General features: G+C 39.5%; 21 protein-coding genes. 17 read left to right on the forward strand and 4 right to left on the reverse strand.

All coding sequences use genetic code 11. The annotated features are described in order from the left end of the window. Positions 1-57 precede the first annotated feature (57 nt). The 8 genes from EXE10_RS10995 (at position 58) to glmS (ending at position 8,436) form a co-directional block, all read left to right on the forward strand. Positions 58-1,338: a hypothetical protein gene (locus tag EXE10_RS10995; RefSeq protein WP_130113390.1), complete on the forward strand. Its 1,281-nt coding sequence runs from the start codon at positions 58-60 to the stop codon at positions 1,336-1,338. Positions 1,339-1,644: 306 nt separating this feature from the next. Beyond that, entirely contained in the window at positions 1,645-2,766 is a 1,122-nt protein-coding gene (gene ribBA, locus EXE10_RS11000) for a bifunctional 3,4-dihydroxy-2-butanone-4-phosphate synthase/GTP cyclohydrolase II (protein ID WP_068973387.1), read from the forward strand. Between the two features lie 81 nt (positions 2,767-2,847). Then, a complete protein-coding gene (gene ribE, locus EXE10_RS11005; RefSeq protein ID WP_004718750.1) occupies positions 2,848-3,318 on the forward strand; it encodes a 6,7-dimethyl-8-ribityllumazine synthase in 471 nt (156 codons plus the stop codon). 3 nt (positions 3,319-3,321) lie between these two features. Then, complete coding sequence (nusB, locus tag EXE10_RS11010; RefSeq protein ID WP_130113391.1) at positions 3,322-3,771, forward strand: transcription antitermination factor NusB; 450 nt, start codon at positions 3,322-3,324, stop codon at positions 3,769-3,771. An 11-nt stretch (positions 3,772-3,782) separates the two neighbouring features. Then, the gene (thiL, locus tag EXE10_RS11015) at positions 3,783-4,700 is read left to right on the forward strand and encodes a thiamine-phosphate kinase (protein ID WP_130113392.1); all 918 of its coding nucleotides are present in this window, start codon (positions 3,783-3,785) and stop codon (positions 4,698-4,700) included. Continuing rightward, the gene (locus EXE10_RS11020; protein WP_130113393.1) at positions 4,678-5,199 is read left to right on the forward strand and encodes a phosphatidylglycerophosphatase A; all 522 of its coding nucleotides are present in this window, start codon (positions 4,678-4,680) and stop codon (positions 5,197-5,199) included. The genes thiL and EXE10_RS11020 overlap by 23 nt, the downstream gene beginning before the upstream one ends. A 21-nt stretch (positions 5,200-5,220) precedes the next feature. Beyond that, positions 5,221-6,585 (forward strand): bifunctional UDP-N-acetylglucosamine diphosphorylase/glucosamine-1-phosphate N-acetyltransferase GlmU, encoded by a 1,365-nt coding sequence (gene glmU, locus EXE10_RS11025; protein WP_130113394.1) that lies wholly within the window; start codon positions 5,221-5,223, stop codon positions 6,583-6,585. A gap of 12 nt (positions 6,586-6,597) precedes the next feature. Continuing rightward, positions 6,598-8,436: a glutamine--fructose-6-phosphate transaminase (isomerizing) gene (gene glmS, locus EXE10_RS11030; protein WP_130113395.1), complete on the forward strand. Its 1,839-nt coding sequence runs from the start codon at positions 6,598-6,600 to the stop codon at positions 8,434-8,436. 92 nt (positions 8,437-8,528) lie between these two features. Here glmS and EXE10_RS11035 read toward each other — a convergent pair whose 3' ends face one another. The 4 genes from EXE10_RS11035 to EXE10_RS11050 form a co-directional block, all read right to left on the reverse strand. Beyond that, a complete protein-coding gene (locus EXE10_RS11035) occupies positions 8,529-10,877 on the reverse strand; it encodes a glycerophosphodiester phosphodiesterase family protein (RefSeq protein WP_130113424.1) in 2,349 nt (782 codons plus the stop codon). 162 nt (positions 10,878-11,039) lie between these two features. Further along, positions 11,040-12,314, reverse strand: a complete 1,275-nt coding sequence (locus EXE10_RS11040; RefSeq protein ID WP_130113396.1) for a replication-associated recombination protein A — start codon at positions 12,312-12,314, stop codon at positions 11,040-11,042. A 123-nt stretch (positions 12,315-12,437) separates the two neighbouring features. Beyond that, the gene (locus EXE10_RS11045) at positions 12,438-13,367 is read right to left on the reverse strand and encodes an alpha/beta hydrolase (RefSeq protein WP_130113397.1); all 930 of its coding nucleotides are present in this window, start codon (positions 13,365-13,367) and stop codon (positions 12,438-12,440) included. A gap of 89 nt (positions 13,368-13,456) precedes the next feature. Then, positions 13,457-13,909 carry a YcgN family cysteine cluster protein gene (locus EXE10_RS11050; protein WP_087553371.1) on the reverse strand — a complete coding sequence of 151 codons (453 nt, stop codon included), beginning with the start codon at positions 13,907-13,909 and terminating at the stop codon, positions 13,457-13,459. 187 nt (positions 13,910-14,096) lie between these two features. Between EXE10_RS11050 and EXE10_RS11055 the strand changes: the two genes are divergently transcribed. The 9 genes from EXE10_RS11055 (at position 14,097) to ahr (ending at position 19,759) form a co-directional block, all read left to right on the forward strand. Further along, positions 14,097-14,255 carry a DUF1328 domain-containing protein gene (locus EXE10_RS11055; protein ID WP_068973377.1) on the forward strand — a complete coding sequence of 53 codons (159 nt, stop codon included), beginning with the start codon at positions 14,097-14,099 and terminating at the stop codon, positions 14,253-14,255. Between the two features lie 208 nt (positions 14,256-14,463). Next, positions 14,464-14,622, forward strand: a complete 159-nt coding sequence (locus EXE10_RS11060) for a DUF1328 domain-containing protein (protein WP_130113398.1) — start codon at positions 14,464-14,466, stop codon at positions 14,620-14,622. Between the two features lie 187 nt (positions 14,623-14,809). Further along, positions 14,810-15,547, forward strand: a complete 738-nt coding sequence (locus EXE10_RS11065) for a dienelactone hydrolase family protein (RefSeq protein WP_130113399.1) — start codon at positions 14,810-14,812, stop codon at positions 15,545-15,547. Between the two features lie 48 nt (positions 15,548-15,595). Then, positions 15,596-15,964, forward strand: a complete 369-nt coding sequence (locus EXE10_RS11070) for an HIT family protein (protein ID WP_068973374.1) — start codon at positions 15,596-15,598, stop codon at positions 15,962-15,964. Between the two features lie 149 nt (positions 15,965-16,113). After that, positions 16,114-17,148, forward strand: coding sequence for an A/G-specific adenine glycosylase (mutY, locus tag EXE10_RS11075; protein ID WP_130113400.1), 1,035 nt, complete (start codon positions 16,114-16,116; stop codon positions 17,146-17,148). A gap of 102 nt (positions 17,149-17,250) precedes the next feature. Beyond that, positions 17,251-17,799 (forward strand): M23 family metallopeptidase, encoded by a 549-nt coding sequence (locus EXE10_RS11080; protein WP_087553368.1) that lies wholly within the window; start codon positions 17,251-17,253, stop codon positions 17,797-17,799. A 45-nt stretch (positions 17,800-17,844) separates the two neighbouring features. Further along, complete coding sequence (locus tag EXE10_RS11085) at positions 17,845-18,090, forward strand: hypothetical protein (protein WP_130113401.1); 246 nt, start codon at positions 17,845-17,847, stop codon at positions 18,088-18,090. Positions 18,091-18,149: 59 nt separating this feature from the next. Continuing rightward, positions 18,150-18,704 carry a DNA-3-methyladenine glycosylase I gene (locus EXE10_RS11090; protein ID WP_130113402.1) on the forward strand — a complete coding sequence of 185 codons (555 nt, stop codon included), beginning with the start codon at positions 18,150-18,152 and terminating at the stop codon, positions 18,702-18,704. Positions 18,705-18,736: 32 nt separating this feature from the next. Then, a complete protein-coding gene (ahr, locus tag EXE10_RS11095; RefSeq protein ID WP_130113403.1) occupies positions 18,737-19,759 on the forward strand; it encodes an NADPH-dependent aldehyde reductase Ahr in 1,023 nt (340 codons plus the stop codon). Positions 19,760-20,107 lie beyond the last annotated feature (348 nt).

A 20,107-nucleotide genomic window follows, 5' to 3' on the forward strand; every position in this document is an offset into this window, starting at 1 on the left:
TACAACAATTGTTAGAATCATAATCGAAATCGAAAATTTTTGCTTTGGAAGTTTACGTTGAATGCGCCAAGACAAGGGCTATTTGCTAGCCTACTCATTGTAAGTTTTGCATTTCATACCTTTTTATTGGTAGTTGCAACAACACATCAGTTAAATGAAAACCGTGCCAGTCAAGGTCAGCTCATGACCAGTCAGCTGGTGACAGACAGCTTATCTGAACTTGAACCTGCCAATACAGTTTCATTGGCATTGCTTGCAAATCGCTATGCGACCAATCCAAGTGTGGCATCGATTCGTATTCTTGATTCAAAAAAACAGGTACTTGCAACCAGTGGCATGGCAAAAACCCGCCAAGGTGAGATTTTTGTCCGTGATGCATTACAGAATGAAAAGAATGTCGGTACAGTTGAAATTACTCTGATTAAGCCAAGTATTGGTGAAATTCTGCGTACTCAATGGCTCGCTATTTTGGTGTCATTCCTGATTCATGCTTTCTTATGGTTAGCTTATCGTGCCATTGCTCGTCCGACACGGAGTGAGTTTTTAGCACGTATGAATCATGAAGCGCGTTTAAAGCATGAAATTCAACAACTCACTGAAGCATTGGAAGCTGAAAAAGCCAATCACACCATTGCGATGGCGCAAGCTCAGCAACAGGCTCAAGTGAAAGCAAAACCTGAACCTAAAGTTTTGGTCACTACACCAACAGAAAACGATCGTGAAGTGATTGCACTGAACATTCAGTATTACGATCCAAAACAATTGATGAATACAGTCAATCAATCTGTTTCATTGCCTTATTTTAATTTATGTCAAATTTTCTTAAATAAAAGCATTGAATTATGTGCGCAACATTTCAAATTAAATTCTAAAGATTTCACTGTGCACCAAGAATTTAATCAAAATGGTGCTTTGGTTAGCATCGACGCTGAAAAAACCAATGCAGCTCAATCCATTTTAATGATTGGCTCGGTCTTTCAACTTTTATCTGAAGTGCTGTATAAACGTTATCGTGAAGATAAGCGTTTTGTTCTTCAAACCCGTTGTGCCGTGACCAATTCGGTTGAAGCGATGCAATTGGATGCTTTAGAAGCTGCAGATCGTTTGGTGAATCATCTGATTGCCAAAGAAATGGCATTGTATTTAAGCAACGATCAGCTCAAGCATATCGATGAATGTTATCAATTGGTTGCATTACCAAATCCAACCAATGTACTGACACGTCATTCATTTATGATCAATGGGATGAACAATGATTGCGCTGAACTTGCACAGTCTATTCGTACCGAAATTTTAAAAGGTAAAAAGAATTCAACAGCGTCTGAATCTACCTCATAAAATAAATCGATCATGCAAAAGCCCTCAACATTTTAATTGCTTGGGGGCTTTTTTATTGTGAGAAATATCTATTACGAGAAATTTCTCATAAGTTAATCTTAAATTTATCGCTATGAATGTTGAAACTTTATACAAAATTAACTCAAATCAATTTTTCTTCTCTTTTCATACCCCTACAAGCTTGTGTATAACTATGTAGCGCAAAGGAAGATGATTAACATAGGCAAAATACGTAAAAACACGTAAACTATGTGCCGAATCAATTAAACGAAAATGTCATACGACAGAACAAAAAGGTGAAGGTTGATGCCGCTCAATACCGTTGAAGAGCTTGTAGCAGACATCCGTGCAGGGAAAATGGTTATCCTGATGGATGATGAAGATCGTGAAAATGAAGGCGATTTAGTCATTGCTGCAACACACGTACGTCCTGAAGACATCAACTTTATGATCACCCATGCTCGTGGTCTAGTTTGTTTAACTTTAAGCCGTGAACGCTGTAAACAACTCGATTTACCCTTAATGGTAGATAGCAATGGTGCACAACACGGTACAAATTTCACGCTTTCAATTGAAGCTGCGAACGGTATTTCTACGGGTATTTCACCGGCAGAACGTGCTCATACCATTCAAACAGCAGTCGCTGCGCATGCAAAACCTGCTGACATCGTGCAACCCGGTCATATTTTCCCATTGATGGCTCAACCTGGTGGTGTATTACATCGCGCAGGTCATACTGAAGCTGGCTGTGACCTATCACGTTTGGCTGGTTTAGAACCTGCTTCTGTCATTTGCGAAATTATCAATGAAGATGGTTCGATGGCACGTCGTCCAGACCTTGAAGTATTTGCAGAAAAGCATGGTTTAAAAATTGGTACGATTGCAGATTTGATTCATTATCGTATGACCAATGAGCAAACTGTTGAACGCATTGATCAACAAAGCATCGACACAGAATACGGTACTTTTGAACTATACCGTTATCGCGAAATTGGTAATCCAGATATTCATTTGGCTTTAGTTAAAGGTGAGCCTAAAGAAGGCGTAACCACTGTTCGTGTACATGGTTTTAATCCTGCACGTGACTTGCTCAAATTGAATAAGCAAGATGGTGAAGCCGCATGGAACTTGGACAAAGCACTTAAGACGGTTGCTGAAAGTGATCGTGGTGTTTTAGTCTGGATTGGTCAACGTCATCTGACTGACCTCGGTCCTGCACTTGAAAACCTAGGCAAGCCAAAACCAACCAAATCAAATGCTGCACTTTCACAACAGTATCAAACCATTGGTGTGGGTGCACAAATTTTACGTGATCTGGGTGTAGAGAAAATGAAGCTTCTCAGCTCACCATTACGTTTTAATGCATTATCAGGCTTTAATTTAGAAGTGGTGGAATACATCACTGCTGACAACAAAACAGCGCAATAATTTTTTTGATCGTCGCTACTTCTTGTTATAAAAAAGTAGCGACGAATAAATAACTTCACTATTAAATACATCGAGGTTGCTATGGCGATTCGCCGAATTGAAGGTTTATTACATCTCGCAAGCGAAGACCGTTACGCGATTTTAGTTGGTCGTTTTAACAGCTTTGTTGTTGAACATTTATTAGAAGGTGCAATTGATACATTGCATCGCCATGGTGTAAGCGACGATAATATCACTGTCGTTCATGCACCAGGTGCATGGGAACTACCTGTAGTTGCTAAAAAATTAGCTGCTTCTGGTAAATTCGATGCAGTCATCGCACTTGGCGCAGTGATTCGTGGTAGTACACCACATTTCGACTTCGTTGCAGGTGAATGTGCTAAAGGTTTAGGTGTAGTTGGTTTAGACACTGGCTTACCTGTAATCAATGGCGTATTGACGACTGACAGTATTGAACAGGCGATTGAACGCTCTGGTACAAAAGCAGGTAATAAAGGTGGCGAAGCTGCCCTTACTGCAATTGAAATGGTTAACCTGTTAAAGGCAATTTAAAGCATGTCGCAAACACTCCAAGCTACTTATGCAGCAAAACGTAAAGCTCGTCGTTTTGCTGTACAAGGGATTTATGAATGGCAAATGAGCCACAACCCAGTGCATGAAATCGAAGCACGTACACGTACTGACAATGCGATGCATAAAGTGGATCTCGGCTATTATCATGAGTTGCTCACTGCTGTGATTGCAAATCATGAAGCATTGGATGCTTTACTGATTCCAGTTCTAGATCGTGAGATCGAAGCATTGGATGGTGTCGAACTTGCTACATTACGTTTAGGCGCGTATGAATTGAAAGATCATCTTGAAATTCCATACCGTGTCGTACTTGATGAAGCCATTGAACTGGCAAAACACTTCGGTGGTGCAGACAGTCACAAATACATCAATGGTGTATTAGACCGTTTGGCAACTAGCCTCCGTGATGCAGAAAAGCAACAAGCGAAATAAGTTGTTTTTACATGGCTGAGTTTTCAATTATTGAAACCTATTTCAATCGTCGAAATAATACTGACGTAGATTTGGGGGTCGGCGATGACTCAGCCCTGCTCACCCCTCCGCGAAATCATCAGCTGGTGATTTGTGCAGATACTTTGGTCGCTGGACGACATTTTCCTTTAGATACATCCCCACATGCGATTGGTTGGAAATCTGTTGCTGTCAATTTATCTGACATTGCTGCAATGGGCGCCAAGCCACACAGTATTCTTCTGGCATTGAGCCTACCCCAAATTGATCATGACTGGCTGAAAGATTTTAGTCAGGGTTTATATGATTGTTGCGATCAATTTGGGGTACGTTTAATTGGTGGTGATACCACGCAAAGTCCACATTTGACCCTCAGTGTGACAGCACTCGGTTGGATTGAAACAGGCAAAGCTGTGACACGTTCAGGGGCGCAAGTCGATGATCTGATCGTGGTCAGTGGTTCAGTTGGCGATGCAGCTTTTGCTTTGCAACATTTAGGTCATCCATTACAACAACGCTTAGACTACCCAACTCCACGCTGTGAATTAGGCAACATGCTTAAGGGTTTAGCCTCAAGTATGATTGACGTTTCAGATGGTTTAGCTCAAGATTTAGGCCATATATTAAATGCATCTGATGTCGGTGCAAAAATTCAGCTAGATCAACTCCCTATTAATAATGCTTTAAGGGATTTAGATAACAATCAGCGATGGAAATATGCCTTAGCGGGTGGTGATGATTATGAGTTATGCTTTACAATAACAATGCAAAACTACCAAAAACTTTTGCAATTACAGCCAAATGTAAAAACTACAATCATCGGTGAAATTACTCAACAACGCGGATTAGTCTTTGAAAAAGATGGCTTAGATCATCCTCTTCATTTAAATGGATATCAACATTTTGCATAAACCTCCAATCGTCTTTAAAAATATGACTTGGGCTGAACGTTGCATCGTCTTTTGTGGTGTAGGTTTTGGTTCTGGTTTAGCACCTAAAGCGCCAGGTACGTTTGGTTCAGCATTCGCCTTATTATTCGTTCCCATTTGGCTTGCAATTGGTTTTTATGGCTCCATTTTAGCGATATTGATCATGTCACTGGTCGGAATTTGGATTTGTGGCAAAACAGCTGACATCATCCATGTACATGATGATGGGCGTATTGTTTGGGATGAATTTGCTGGGCAATCTATTACCTTTCTGCCACTGATCTATATCGGTCAAATGAATTGGATTTGGGTATTGGTCGGTTTTGCATTGTTCCGTTTATTTGATGTTTGGAAACCTTGGCCAATCCGTGTCATTGATCAAAAAGTCGATGGTGGCTTTGGCATTATGTTTGATGACATCATTGCTGGTTTCTGGGCAGCAATTTGTATTGTAATTTATTTATATTTTAAAATGGCTTAAGCCAAATCAGTTAGGTGTGATATGTCAACAACTGTGATCATTCTTGCTGCAGGTAAAGGAACACGTATGCGTTCTAGTTTGCCCAAGGTACTTCAACCTTTAGCAGGTCGTCCTTTACTTGGTCATGTGATTGAAACAGCAAAACAATTACAAGCAAAAAATATTATAACAATCTTTGGTCACGGCGGTGATCTGGTTCAAAATGCCTTTGCCAACGAAAATGTAGAATGGGTTGAACAAACAGAACAACTCGGTACAGGCCATGCCGTTAAAGTGACTTTGCCTGTATTACCACAAGATGGAATTTCCCTGATTCTGTCAGGTGATGTACCTTGTGTACAGCAAAGTACCTTGCAAAAATTAGTCGATGCCTCTACTACAACAGGTATTGGTCTAGTCACTTTAACCTTGGATGATTCAACAGGTTACGGTCGTATTGTACGCAAAGATGGTAAAATTCAAGCCATTGTTGAACATAAAGATGCTTCAGAAGAACAACGTCAAATCAAAGAAATTAACACAGGGATCTACTGTGTCAGCAATGCCAAATTGCATGAGTGGTTACCAAAACTCAGCAACGACAATGCGCAAGGTGAATATTACCTGACCGATATCGTGGCAATGGCTTTGGCAGATGGGATGGAAATCGCTTCGATTCAACCTGAACTTGCTTTTGAAGTTGAAGGCGTCAATGACCGCGTACAACTTGCTGCTTTAGAACGTGAATTTCAAAATTATCAAGCAAAGAAATTAATGCAACAAGGTGTTCATTTAATAGACCCTTCTCGTTTTGATTTACGTGGTCAGCTCAATGTCGGGCAAGATGTACGAATCGACATCAATGTCATCATCGAAGGTGTTTGTGAGTTTGGTGACAATGTCGAAATTGGTGCAGGCTGTGTGATTAAAAATACCAAAATTGCTGCAGGTACTAAAGTTCAACCGTATAGCGTGTTTGACAATGCTATTGTCGGTGAAAATGTACAAATTGGTCCATTTGCCCGCTTACGTCCTGGTGCAAAACTGGCGAATGAAGTACATATCGGTAACTTTGTAGAAGTGAAAAATACTTCGATTGGTCATGCATCGAAAGCCAACCATTTTACCTACTTAGGTGATGCAGAAATCGGTGCTGAGTCGAATATTGGTGCAGGTACCATTACCTGTAACTATGATGGTGCCAATAAACACAAAACGATCATTGGTGACAATGCTTTTGTCGGCACCAATAACTCATTGGTTGCCCCTGTAAAAATTGGTAATGGTGCAACAACAGGTGCAGGCTCAGTGATTACGCATGATGTTGCTGACAATAGCCTTGCATTTGAACGTGCAAAACAAATTTCTAAAGAAAATTATCAACGTCCCCAAAAGACTACGAAATAAGAGGATATAACGATGTGCGGAATTGTTGGTGGCGTTGCTGAACGTAGCATTACAAATATTTTAATCGAAGGCTTAAAACGCCTTGAATACCGTGGTTATGACTCTGCTGGTGTTGCATTGGTCGATCATGGTCAAATTTTACGTGAACGTCGTGTCGGTAAAGTTGCAAACCTTGAACAAGCGGTTTCTGAGTCTAATATTTTAGGTTCTTTGGGGATCGCACATACCCGTTGGGCGACCCATGGTAAACCAACTGAAAATAATGCGCACCCGCATATTTCAAGTAATGTAGCTGTAGTTCATAATGGTATTATCGAAAATTATCAAGAGCTTAAAGACGATCTCGAAGCCCTTGGTTATGTGTTTACCTCACAGACTGATACAGAAGTGGTTGCACATTTAGTGCATGAAGCTTTGAAATCTACACCTGATCTACTCAAAGCAGTTGAACAAGTGGTTCCACAACTCAAAGGTGCGTATGCCTTAGGTATCGTACATACTGATCATCCAGATGAATTGATCGCTGTGCGTGAAGGATCTCCATTGGTCATTGGCTTGGGCATTGGTGAAAACTTCATCAGTTCTGACCAACTCGCACTATTGCCTGTGACGAATCGCTTTATGTACCTTGAAGAAGGCGATATTGCACGTTTAACCCGTAGTTCAATTGAAGTATTTGTAAATGGTCAAGCTGTAGAACGCCCAGTCAAAGAGCTAGATGCAACTATAAGTAATGCGTCTAAAGGCGAATATAAGCACTACATGCTTAAAGAAATTTACGAGCAACCTGAAGCCATTCAGCAAACCATTTCTCAAGCTTTAAATGGCAATGCTTTACGTGATGACTTCTTAAAAAATGCAGAGTTAGATTTTAAAAATATTCAGCAAGTGCAAGTTCTTGCATGTGGTACCAGTTACCATGCTGGGATGATTGCTAAATATTGGTTAGAGCAGCTGATCGACTTACCTTGCCAAGTCGAAATTGCTAGCGAGTTCCGTTATCGCTTACCTGTGATTGTTGGTAATACACTTTACGTTTGTATTTCACAATCTGGGGAAACTGCGGATACTTTAGCTGCACTACGTGATACTCAAAAGCGTGCTAAAGCAAAAGGCTTAAATATCAGTACGATGACCATTTGTAATGTTGCAACATCATCAATGGTACGTGAAACTAATCACCATTTATTGACGCTTGCAGGTCCTGAAATTGGTGTGGCTTCTACTAAAGCATTTACCACCCAACTTGCAGCATTAATGTTGCTGACTCTAAAATTAGGTCAAGTGAAGCAAACAATTTCTGAAGAACGAATTACAGAAATCACCTCAGCTTTATGGCACTTGCCAAAAGTGATCTTAGATACATTGCAAGGTGATAAAGCTATTTTACGTCTTTCTGAACTGTTTAAAGAAAAGCAACATTGCCTATTCTTAGGTCGTGGCACAGAGTTCCCGATTGCACTTGAAGGCGCATTGAAATTAAAAGAGATTTCATATATCCATGCAGAAGGTTATGCTGCGGGTGAACTGAAGCATGGTCCACTTGCATTAGTAGACAATGACATGCCTGTAGTGATTCTTGCACCGAAAGATGACATGTTAGATAAACTCAAATCAAACATGGAAGAAGTACAAGCACGTGGTGGAGAATTATTTGTTTTCGCTGATGAAAACAGTGGAATCAAAAACCAAGACCGTCAACATGTCGTGCATGTACCGACTGTAAATACTTGGTTAGCACCAATTGTTTATAGTGTTCCAGTTCAGTTGCTTTCTTATCATGTTGCAGTACTTCGTGGTACAGATGTTGACCAACCACGAAATCTCGCAAAATCCGTAACTGTAGAATAATCAATAACTTATACAAATTTATTTGTATAGGAGAGCACTTTTAAGTGCTCTCCTTGCTATTTTAAATCACATACAAACAAACTGTATCTCTTCTATTTCACCGTAACTTTCACGGGCGTAGAAAAAATTTGATAATAATTCTGTGCATCCATTTGATATTTATAACCCGCCAAAATATAAGCAGTTCCTTTTTCTAGAAAATACAACTGACCATTTTTAAACTCATATTGTGGCGAACCCGCTAAAACAACAAAATGATCCGTCACTTCATTCAATTCTTGACCATCCTGTTGTTTTAATTCTACATTCATAGATACAGGATTCCCCCTTTGAACTTGAGCACTTTTCGGTGCTTGAATATCAACGATGTATTTAGAATAAAGCTGTGATGAATTAGTGGTAATCCCATAAGTCCCTGCAATATAGAGTTTCTTAAAGGTTTCCGCATCTAAAGCCCAAGGCCAAAAACTAATACCACGATGTTTAGTATTTTCCAAAAGAGCAATTAAATCTGCACGATACGCTGGATTATAGGTCGAATTATATTTTTGAACATCTGCATTAATCTGTTTGGCATTGGCTAAAACACTGCGGCTATTTTGCATATTTCCCACCAATAGACCTCGAGAAATCTCTGGAATTTGAGACTGAGCTCGCGCAACTTGAGCCGTATTAAATGAAGTCGTTACCACCTGATTTTCAACTTGGTATTTTTTAATTTCTTCCTGCATTTTGGGCACTAAAGCAGGGTTAGCACTTTTCATTTCAATCATTAATACAAAGTTAGGATTTTTTTTAAATGCTGAAAAATATTCGGCTAAGGTTGGGATTTGATAGCCTTTATTTTTGGCTTTTAGTTGTTTTACTTGAGCAAGTGTCATCTCCTCAATCTTGCCCGTTGCAGTTGTCGTACGATCAACCGTCGCATCATGCATCACTACAAGCTGTTGATCTTTAGTCAAATAAATATCATTTTCAACAATATCAGCTCCCAATACTACCGCATGTTTGGCACTTTCTAAGGTATTTTCATCTTCTAAATCAGGAACCCCACGATGCCCAATAATAAAAGGTTTTCGTAATAACGTATTTTTTGGAAATTGCTGTAAAACTTGCGTGAACAAAGGACTCTGCGTCGTGATCACACCATTCACGCCAGACGTTAAAATATAAGCTACATCCTGTACTTGGCTGGTGGAAGACTTCATCCACACGGTCATCAAATGCCGTTGAATAAAACTGATACTGGATTTATTGGCGAGGTTTTCTGGCAATATCACGATTCGTGCATAGGCTTGATTGGTACGTCGTAAAATATTAGATAATGTTTGCTGATTATCTTTTAATTTTTCGGCACTTAGATCTAAAGTGGTACGGACTTGAGGAACCAGTTGATGAGCCGATTTCAAAATCTCTTCATTCTTTGACAATAAGGTAATGTCGCTAATGTCTTGTGTTTTTGAGAATAATTTTAAAGCCTCTAGAACCTGAATATCTTTGACTTCTAATACAGCAATAGTTTGACGTTTTGGATTGCTGAGATAGTGTTGCAAATGTTCTACAAGCTGTCCCGCTTGATCAATTAAGTTTAAATTGGCATCAAGTTGATAATACTGTTGATTGGCAATATTCATTGCACTATTTGCACTAACAATCGTCTGAATAATGGTCGGGGCTAAACCGACATTGCTCGGAATGTCTTGAACTTGTATTACTTTATTCTTTAATTCTGGCAAGGTACTTACTTGTTCAAAAACGTGTAGTTTTTTAATTTTAAGAATTAAGCCCGTCGCTGAAAAACCGATTCCACCTTTGGCAGATAATTTCTCAATTTCAGTGTCTTGCATGAGTTGATTATTTAAATAATGTTGTACACGTTGTCCAGAAACCACAATACTTGCTTTATACCACTGATTTGGATGTATATTTTCAGAATAGCCTTTGGTTTCAATCACATCCCATGAACCATTACTTTTACGGCGACCAAATTCAGTCCCATTTTTTGCAGACGTATCAGCACGTAGTGTAAATTGATAATAACTGTTCGGAATCACACCCTGCGTTTCTGTCACATCATAGATCACACTGCCCCAACGTGAACGATTCACAGGCTGGTCTAAAGTGAATTCAAAATCAATGCGATAATTTTGTTGTTTTTCTAAATTTTGTGGCAATAGAATTGTGGTTGGTGCTGAGGCATTGGCACGACCATCGATGTTTAATGTGCCATTTTCCACATGAACAGTACCTGGATTATTACCAGGAATCCGCCAACCTGTCGGAATGGATTGTTGCTGTGCAAAGTTTTGTTGATATAACGTTTTGAGCGGTGCTGTGGTTTGGCTCGTTTGAACTCGTGAAGTTATGTTTGTAGATACTTCAGCATGGCTGATCATCGGTAGCGTAAATAATACAGCCAAAATTAAAGCAGATAATTTCATAACATGTCTATTCATTTAAAATGCCCATTAATCCCAATGAACTGTTTTTAAATGAAATCAGCCTAATTCAAATTTTAGCCATATTTTAAACCTTTCTGTGACCTTCGACAAAGAATCCTGCTTAGAAATTTTAGAATATACCTCAGCAGTAACAAAACAAAATTACTGTTGTTGCTGTTCCTGTTGCCAACGACGTTGCTGTAAACGCTCACCCTCAACCTCACGTTTATTACGTGCAGATTCGTACAATTTTGTGCCCTTTAACTCTGGTGGCAAATATTCCTGACGGACAAAATGTTCTGGATAATTATGCGGATAGAGATAATCCACACCATAACCTTGTTCTTTCATTAACTTGGTTGGCGCATTTCTTAAATGTAATGGTACAGGTAAATTTGACGTACGCTCTGCCAATTCTAAAGCTTTGTTAATGGCTAAATAGGTACTATTACTCTTAGCACTGGTTGCTAAATACACCGCACATTGTCCAAGAATAATTCGGCATTCTGGCATTCCAACCGCCTGTACCGAACGGAAACATTCTCCAGCCAATAACAGTGCATTTGGATTCGAGTTTCCAATATCTTCTGATGCAGCAATCAGCATACGGCGCGCAATAAAGACGGGATCTTCACCACCTTTTAACATGCGCGCCATCCAATACAAAGTCGCATCTGGATCACTACCACGAATTGATTTGATAAATGCTGAAACAAGGTCGTAGTGTTGCTCGCCCGATTTGTCATAACGTGCAATATTTTGCTGTGCGACTTTGACGACAATCGCATTGGTGACAATATTTTCAATTTCAGGTTCAAAGGTACTGGCAACCAAATCAATCAAATTTAATGCTTTACGTGCATCACCAGCAGCAAATTGAATCAGTGCGTCAAACTCTTCAATTTGAATATGGCGTTCTTGCAAAAATTGATCTTGTTGAATAGCACGACGAATCAATTCTTCAATCGCTTCATTGTCCAATGCTTTTAAGGTGTAGACCTGACAACGTGACAATAATGCGCTATTCACTTCAAAAGATGGGTTTTCAGTGGTCGCACCAATTAAAGTAATTTTGCCTTTTTCGACAGCATTCAATAAAGCATCTTGCTGCGACTTATTAAAACGATGGATTTCATCAATAAAAACCACAGGGGTCAGCAAATCACCACTTTCAGCAATCACTTCACGGAGTTCTTTAACGCCTGTGTTGAGTGCAGACAAACTCACAAATGGACGATCGACTGCTTGTGCAAGCAATAGCGCAATCGTGGTTTTTCCCACACCTGGTGGCCCCCAAAAAATGATTGAGGGCAAATGTCCTTGATCAATCATTTGGCGTAAAGGTGCATCTGTACCAAGCAAATGATCTTGCCCGATAATTTCAGACAAATCTCGTGGACGTAGGCGCTCAGGAAGTGGAATATTGGTGTCTGACATGCTGCTTTTTTAATTGGTGAATGCTTTCCCTAGTCTACTATGGAAAGCATTAAATAGGATATTTTCACAGTTAAAATTCAGCGAATAAAATGAATCAGCACAAACTAAGTAATAGCGATAAAATTAAAATAAACGATTGTTTAAAACATCCATCAATGACGCTTGGAATACCTGCCCATGACTCAAATGTGGGTACAACATCAATTTTGCCTCAACACCTTTATCGGCAAGATCGCGCACCGCCTGACGATTATTTTCAATCATTAAACTGTCTGCATTTGGACTCATACGCTCACCTTTAGACTGAATAAGATCTCCTTCCATCACCAGCAATTTTTGCCCTTTTTTCCAATCAATTTGAGCATTTTGAATCGCTTTTAACATTCGAGAATCTGCCCAAGATAATGATGGGCTCGCGGCAAAATAATGAGAGAACCTTTGCTCATTTTGGTGTGCATTCAAGACAGTATCTAAAACAAATAACCCGCCATACGAATGTCCCCAGAGTGCCGTACGTTGTACATCCAATTTCACTTGAGTATTCACCCAAGGTATGATCTGCTCAAAAATGACCTGCCTAAACGGATGACTTCCGCCCGCCATCCGTTCAGGATTGCGTGGATCAGGCGTGATTTTTCCTGATTCATCAGGCGGAGTGTAATCCACTGAACGTGAGGCCGATTCAAAAGGTAAATTACTTTGATAACCAATGGCAATAAGTGCTGGACGATCATGCTCAGATAGATTTTTCAGCAGTTGCTCATCTAAACGTGACATGACTGAATTACCATCCAGCAGATAGAGTGCTGGTAATGATTGATTTTTATTGTGATGCTTAGGGATCGCTAACCATACTTTATAATTGCGTAAACGATCAGCTGATTGGAAATTTTGAACTTTAAATTGGTAATACTGCGAACCTTGATCAGCGATATTTTCACCCAATGGCTTTAAATCAGGCTTTGCAAACACATTCAAAGCAGCACTAAAACAAAGGCTTATTATCAATAGATGAAAGCCAAATTTTTTCCACAACACGTTTACAACAATCATTTCGATTATAGCTAAAATTTGAAATTGATTGATCATATTACCATTTGATAATGATTATCAATTATTATTTTAAATATTGTATAACCAATTTAACGTACCCAACGTACAATATATTCATCAATTTCGTCTTCATCGACATCTGTTTCCGAAATACAACGTCCTGCGACTGACTTTCTTGCCTTAATCACATTATGTCGAGAACCAGTGATTAAATGATGCCAATTGGGTAGGTTCTTGGCTTCATACACACGTCGATAAGCACACGTTGAAGGTAACCAATGAATGTGTTCTAATTTTTCAGGTGTAAGTTGTACACAGTCTGGTACATGCTGGAAACGGTTTGCATAATCTGAACAATGCCCTGTTTGGCAATCCAATAACTTACACGCCACTTTGGTATAGGCAATTTCATGCGTTTCATCATCTTCAAGTTTGATTAAACAACACAAACCACAACCATCACACAATGCTTCCCACTCAGCTTGATTTAACTCGGTGAGAGTATATTTTTTCCAAAATTGCGGACGAATTTCGAGTGTCATAAAGCCATTCAATTACATGAAATAATGGATATATTATACTGCTATAACAATATAAACGAGAAAATATAAAACATCACAAATGGATTACATATCAAGACATTCATCACATTTTTTACACAGAACGCAACAACAGCGAGATCGAAGAAAATTTATACTCAACTTGTCAATCAGAGATGGAGGTAAAACAATGTTTCGATGGGCAATTTTTGCAATGATCCTTGCTTTAATCATCAGTTTATTAGGGTTCTACGATCTTGCGGGTATCTCTAAAAAATTTGGAATTTTATTTTTAATTCTCGCTGCCATTTTAGCCGCTTTTGGGTTTATTTTTAGAGGTAGAGCTTAATTTTTAAGTTATCACCTCTCGATCATTGAGCCTTTATTTTAGTTGAATTAACACATAATAAAATCAGTAAAAATTTCATAAATAAGCTCTATCTCATCATGTGTAGATATCAAATGTTTTTTTCACATGAACTAAACACAACATCACAAACCCTGTTGCCATTTATACCTATAGTAAAATGACATAAAAACAAAACGGAGATTAGAATATGTTTCGTTTGGCTATTATCTTTGCTGTAATCGCCTTAGTTGCAAGTTTATTTGGCTTCGGTGGTGTCGCAGGATTATCAAAAGAATTTGCAATTATTCTACTGGTGATTGCAGTGATTCTTGCAATTGTTGGATTTCTTTCCAGAGGGAAAGTTTAACAAGCTTCTAATTCTCACTAAATAAAAAAGAAGGTTTAAAACACCTTCTTTTTTATGCCTTTTTTACTTTTATAAGATTCATAATTTCTCACATTTCTATCGTAAGTATTCGTAAATTAGTCATTTGAATTCTTATTATTTATGCTTTAATCAAGATCATTCTCACTGATATACAAGGATTTAACAGATGGCTCATGCAATAACAACCCGTGAAATTCAATATCAAGCAAAAGATGGCACAACGCTCATCGGTTATTTTGCTGCACCTGAATCTACACAAGCTGTTGCAGGTGTCATTGTTTCACCCGAATGGTGGGGACGTAACGAATATACAGAACAACGTGCTCGTGAACTTGCTGAACATGGTTTTGCTGCATTGGCAATTGATATGTATGGCAATAAAAACGTGACTACAACTGCATCACAAGCCAATGAATGGATGATGCAAACATTTCAAACAGCTGGAACCATTGTAGATCGTGCATCCGCAGGTTTAGCTACACTTGCTGCACAACCTGAAGTAGATGCAACACGCCTTGCTGCTATCGGCTTCTGTTATGGTGGCAAAGTGATTTTAGATTTGGCACGTTCAGGTGCTGAGCTAAAATCAGTCGTGACTTTCCATGCCAACTTATCTGCCCAACAAGCTGCTGAACAAGAAACTTTTAAAGCTGAGGTTCTCGTTCTACATGGTGAAAAAGACAGTATGGTGTCTTTAGCAGATGTTGAATCATTTAAACAAGAAATGAGCAATGCTCAAGTTAAATCTGAAGTCATCGTACTCAAAGATGCAAAACATGGCTTTAGTAACCCACAAGCCGATGAACGTGCCAAAGCCAATGGTGTCGATTTAGGTTATAACCAAGAGGCTGAAAAAACTGGATTGGCTGCAATGTACAGCCTTTTAGATCGTACATTGGCATAATAAAAATGCTGAATAAGTCGATTTAAAATAGACAAAGAGGACTTAAAAATGACTGAAAAAAAATGCCCTTATTGTGAATTTGATGAATTCGATATCATTGATAAAAATGAATTTGGCGTCATTCTTCCAGAACTGAATCCTTTAACCAAGGGACATTCTGTCATTATCCCTTTACGTCATGTTGAATCATTTTTTGATGTGACTGAAAAAGAGCGTAAGAGTTTATCGACACTTCTTGAGTTGGCACGTAATGAATTAAAACTTCGTTATCAACCTGAAGGTTTTCATATCGCATTTAATGATGGTAATGTTTTTGGTGAAGAACAAGCGGAACATTTCCATATTCACATTATTCCACGTTATCCAAATCAAGCTTTGAAATTAGATAAACGTTGGGGTGTAGTGGCTGAAAATTAATTTTTTCTCAAGATAAATCAATTCAGATACTCAAAGGAAGGCGCATCGTCGTCTTTCTTTGCTTTTAGCTTTAAAATAAATCCATCTCATCCAACAGTACATTTCGCTATACTAAAGCTCAAGTTTTTCCTCCCTCGTTCATGATCAATATGTCGCAATTTTCATTTTCAGATGCACTCCTTACATGGTTCGATCAACATGGTCGTCATGATCTGCCGTGGCAAGTGGCGGATGATCCGTACAAAGTTTGGGTTTCTGAAATCATGTTGCAACAGACACAAGTGAAAACTGTATTGCAATATTTTGATCGCTTTATAGAACGCTTTCCAACAGTGGATGACTTAGGCAAAGCCTCATGGGATGAAGTTGCACCCTATTGGGCAGGCTTGGGCTATTACGCACGGGCACGTAATCTACATAAAGCTGCGGGTGTGGTCAGCCAACAAGGACATTTTCCTGAAAATCTAGAGCAGTGGATGGAACTTTCAGGCATTGGACGCTCTACAGGTGGTGCACTGATGTCACTTGGTTTACGTCAATACGGCGTGATTATGGATGGCAACGTGAAGCGAGTTTTGGCACGTTTTTTTGCCATTGAAGATGATCTCAGTAAACCGATTCATGAACGGGAAATGTGGCAACGTGCAGAAGACTTATGCCCGACTGAACGCAACCATGACTATACCCAAGCGATTATGGACTTAGGTGCAACCATTTGCACGCCGAAAAAACCACTATGTCTATACTGCCCGATGCAACAACATTGCCAAGCACATGCGCAAGGTTTAGAAACAGAACTGCCTTATAAGAAGCCGAAAAAAGCTGTCCCTGTAAAAACTGCAAAAGTACTGTTAATCGAATCTGAGGGACAATGGCTGTGGCAACAACGTCCTCACTCAGGTTTATGGGGTGGTTTATGGAGTCTGCCGATTATTGAAAATGATCTTGAATTTGATCAACTTTGTCAGCGTTTAAAATTAGTTTCTAAAACTGAAGTTGTGCAAATTTCACATAGCTTTACCCATTTCACTTGGATTTTAAATGCGCATATTTTCCAAGTTGAAAATGATCAAAAAGAATATCTTTTGGCTGAACTTGGCGGTGAATGGCTTTCGCCACAAAAAGCTACACAAATGGGCATTCCTACAGCCATGAAAAAATTGATCTCAGCAAGCAATCTATGACATAGTCAGACACGGGTTTTCGGCTTAAATTTTCAATTTTAATATGTTCATTTTGCAACTCACCCATTTTAAAAATTGAAGAATTACAAATAAGGATTTCTCGTGTCCCGTAGCATTCAACTTTGCATTCTTGCTTTTATTGCCATTCTTTTAAGTGCATGTACCACTGCTCCTAAAAAAACAACACCAAGCAAACCACAGTTACCGATTGAACAAATCAATCGCTTAAAAGCCATGCCGATGCCCAATCGCTTACCCATACCCGTTGATGGTGTAAAACCCCAAAAGCTAACAGATACTTGGTATGCATCACGTAGTTCAGGGCGAGTTCATGAAGGAATTGACATCATGGCTTCACGTGGAACAAAAGTGTACAGTAGTACCGAAGGTGTGATCATGAGCCTAAGAAATAATAACTTGGGTGGCAAAGTGATTTGGTTACTCGGTCCAAGCGGTGCCTATCACTACTATGCGCATTTAAATGATCATCGACGTGGTTTGAAAGAAGGTGACTATATCAAACGTGGCGAGTTAATTGGCTACGTTGGCAATACAGGAAATGCACGACACACTGCCCCTCACTTGCACTATGGATTATACTTAAATGGTAAAGGACGTGGCGCAGTCAATCCTTACCCGTATTTGCGTTAATATGTTGTAAAGTTTTTAGTTGAAAAATAGACTTAGGAAAATTTCATGTCAGAAGCGTTGATCGAACGTTTGGTTAAATTTGCAGAATCAGGCAATCAGCAAAAAATTGTCTTAAATGGACTAAGCCATCAAGGTTGGATCATGGAAATTACCGAGGAAGCCTTATTGATCAGTACAGGTTTTGCTGATAAAACAGGCAAAGATATTTGGGTAAAATTCACAGATTTACCACAGGCAGAACTGTCATATTGGGATAATAAAAATGACCAATGGACGAGCTTTAGCTTATAGCATACACTTTCAATTTATCTCTTTGATTCAAATAAAATACAGTAGCAGGAGCAACAACGATGACAATTAAACGCTGTGGTTGGTGCTCCGATGACCCACTTTATATCGACTACCACGATCATGAGTGGGGCAAAGTCAATCGAGATGAACAGCATCTTTTTGAAATGCTCTGCCTAGAAGGACAGCAAGCAGGGCTATCATGGATTACTGTGTTAAAAAAACGTGAATCTTATCGAGAACATTTCTTCCAACACTCCATCGAACACATTGCCAATCTGACTGATCAACATCTCGAATATAAATTACAAGATGCGGGAATCATTCGTCATATTGGTAAACTCAAAGCCATTCGTGACAATGCGATTGCATGGCAAAACATGAAAGCGCAAGGCATCGACATGGTGCAATGGTTATGGGATTTTGTAGAACAACAACCGCAAATCAATGATGTGCCTGATTACAAACAAGCCCCTGCACAGACTGACATCAGCCAAAAAATGTCAAAAAGCTTAAAGAAAAATGGTTTTAAATTTGTAGGACCGACCACCATGTATGCCTTTATGCAGGCAGTCGGCATGGTCAATGATCACGAAAATGATTGTATATCACGCTAATTTTCAACATTAAAAAAATAGGAAGGATTCAAATGACAGATAATACCATTCACGCTTATGCAGCCTTGGAAGCAGGTGCTACACTTGTACCTTATGATTTTGATGCAGGTGAGTTACAAGCGCATCAAGTCGAAGTGAAAGTTGAATATTGCGGGCTGTGCCATTCTGATGTTTCAGTGATTAATAATGAATGGCGCAATGCAGTTTATCCTGTGGTGGCAGGTCATGAAATTATTGGAACAATCACCCAACTTGGTTCTGAAGCCAAAGGCTTAAAGGTTGGTCAACGTGTCGGAATAGGTTGGACTGCGGAAAGCTGTCAACACTGTGACCCGTGTGTCAGTGGTCAACAAGTGCTATGTACAGGTGACAAAACAGCGACGATTGTCGGTCATGCAGGCGGATTTGCAGATAAAGTTCGTGCAGGTTGGCAATGGATTATTCCACTTCCTGAAGACTTAGACCCTGAAAGTGCAGGTCCGCTGCTTTGTGGTGGGATTACCGTTTTTGACCCGATTTTAAAACATCAAATCCAAGCGATTCACCATGTCGGTGTGATTGGCATCGGTGGTTTAGGACACATGGCAATCAAACTGCTCAAAGCATGGGGCTGCGAAATTACTGCATTTACCTCAAGTTTGGACAAGACTGAAGAACTCAAAGCGATGGGTGCAGATCATGTGGTGAATAGCCGTGACGCGGATGCACTAAAAAGCCAACGTGGTAAATTTGATTTATTGCTATGCACGGTCAATGTCAGTTTGGATTGGAAATCTTATCTGAATACCCTCGCCCCAAATGGCACGATTCACATGCTTGGTATGGTACTTGAGCCGATGCCAATTCCTGCGGGTACACTGATCAGTGGTGCAAAATCGGTGACAGGCTCTCCGACAGGTTCACCTTTTGCTTTACGTCAATTGTTGCAATTCGCAGCACGTAAAAACATTGCCCCGCAAATTGAATTGTATCCAATGTCACAAATTAACGAGGCTTTGGAGCGACTACATTCAGGTCAGGCACGTTATCGGATTGTATTGAAAGCGGATTTTTAGTCTATTTCCCTTTTTCAAAATATAGGTTAGCCGAATATCATCAGTTAACCTCAAAAAACAATTGCCAATAATGAATTCAAACTAGCGGCGCTATCGCGTTAGGCGACATGGATGTCGCCGTTGGGCGGGGATATAGGATGTATCCCTCGCCCAACAAAGGATTTTTGTCCCTTTTGATCCTTCAAAAGGGAGGCTTCGCCTACGCAAATTAATCTAAACTCTGTAAAGCAAATAGGGCTGTGCTAGCTCAAAAATAGTAAACTTCTTACGAAAGTTGATTCCAAATTAATTCAGCTCAATATTGAAAGTTTTCATCCTTATGGGATGAGAATCGAGTTTTGTAAGAGG

Origin of the sequence: Acinetobacter sp. WCHAc060033, from assembly GCF_004209125.1 — a bacterium.
Lineage (GTDB): Bacteria > Pseudomonadota > Gammaproteobacteria > Pseudomonadales > Moraxellaceae > Acinetobacter > Acinetobacter wuhouensis.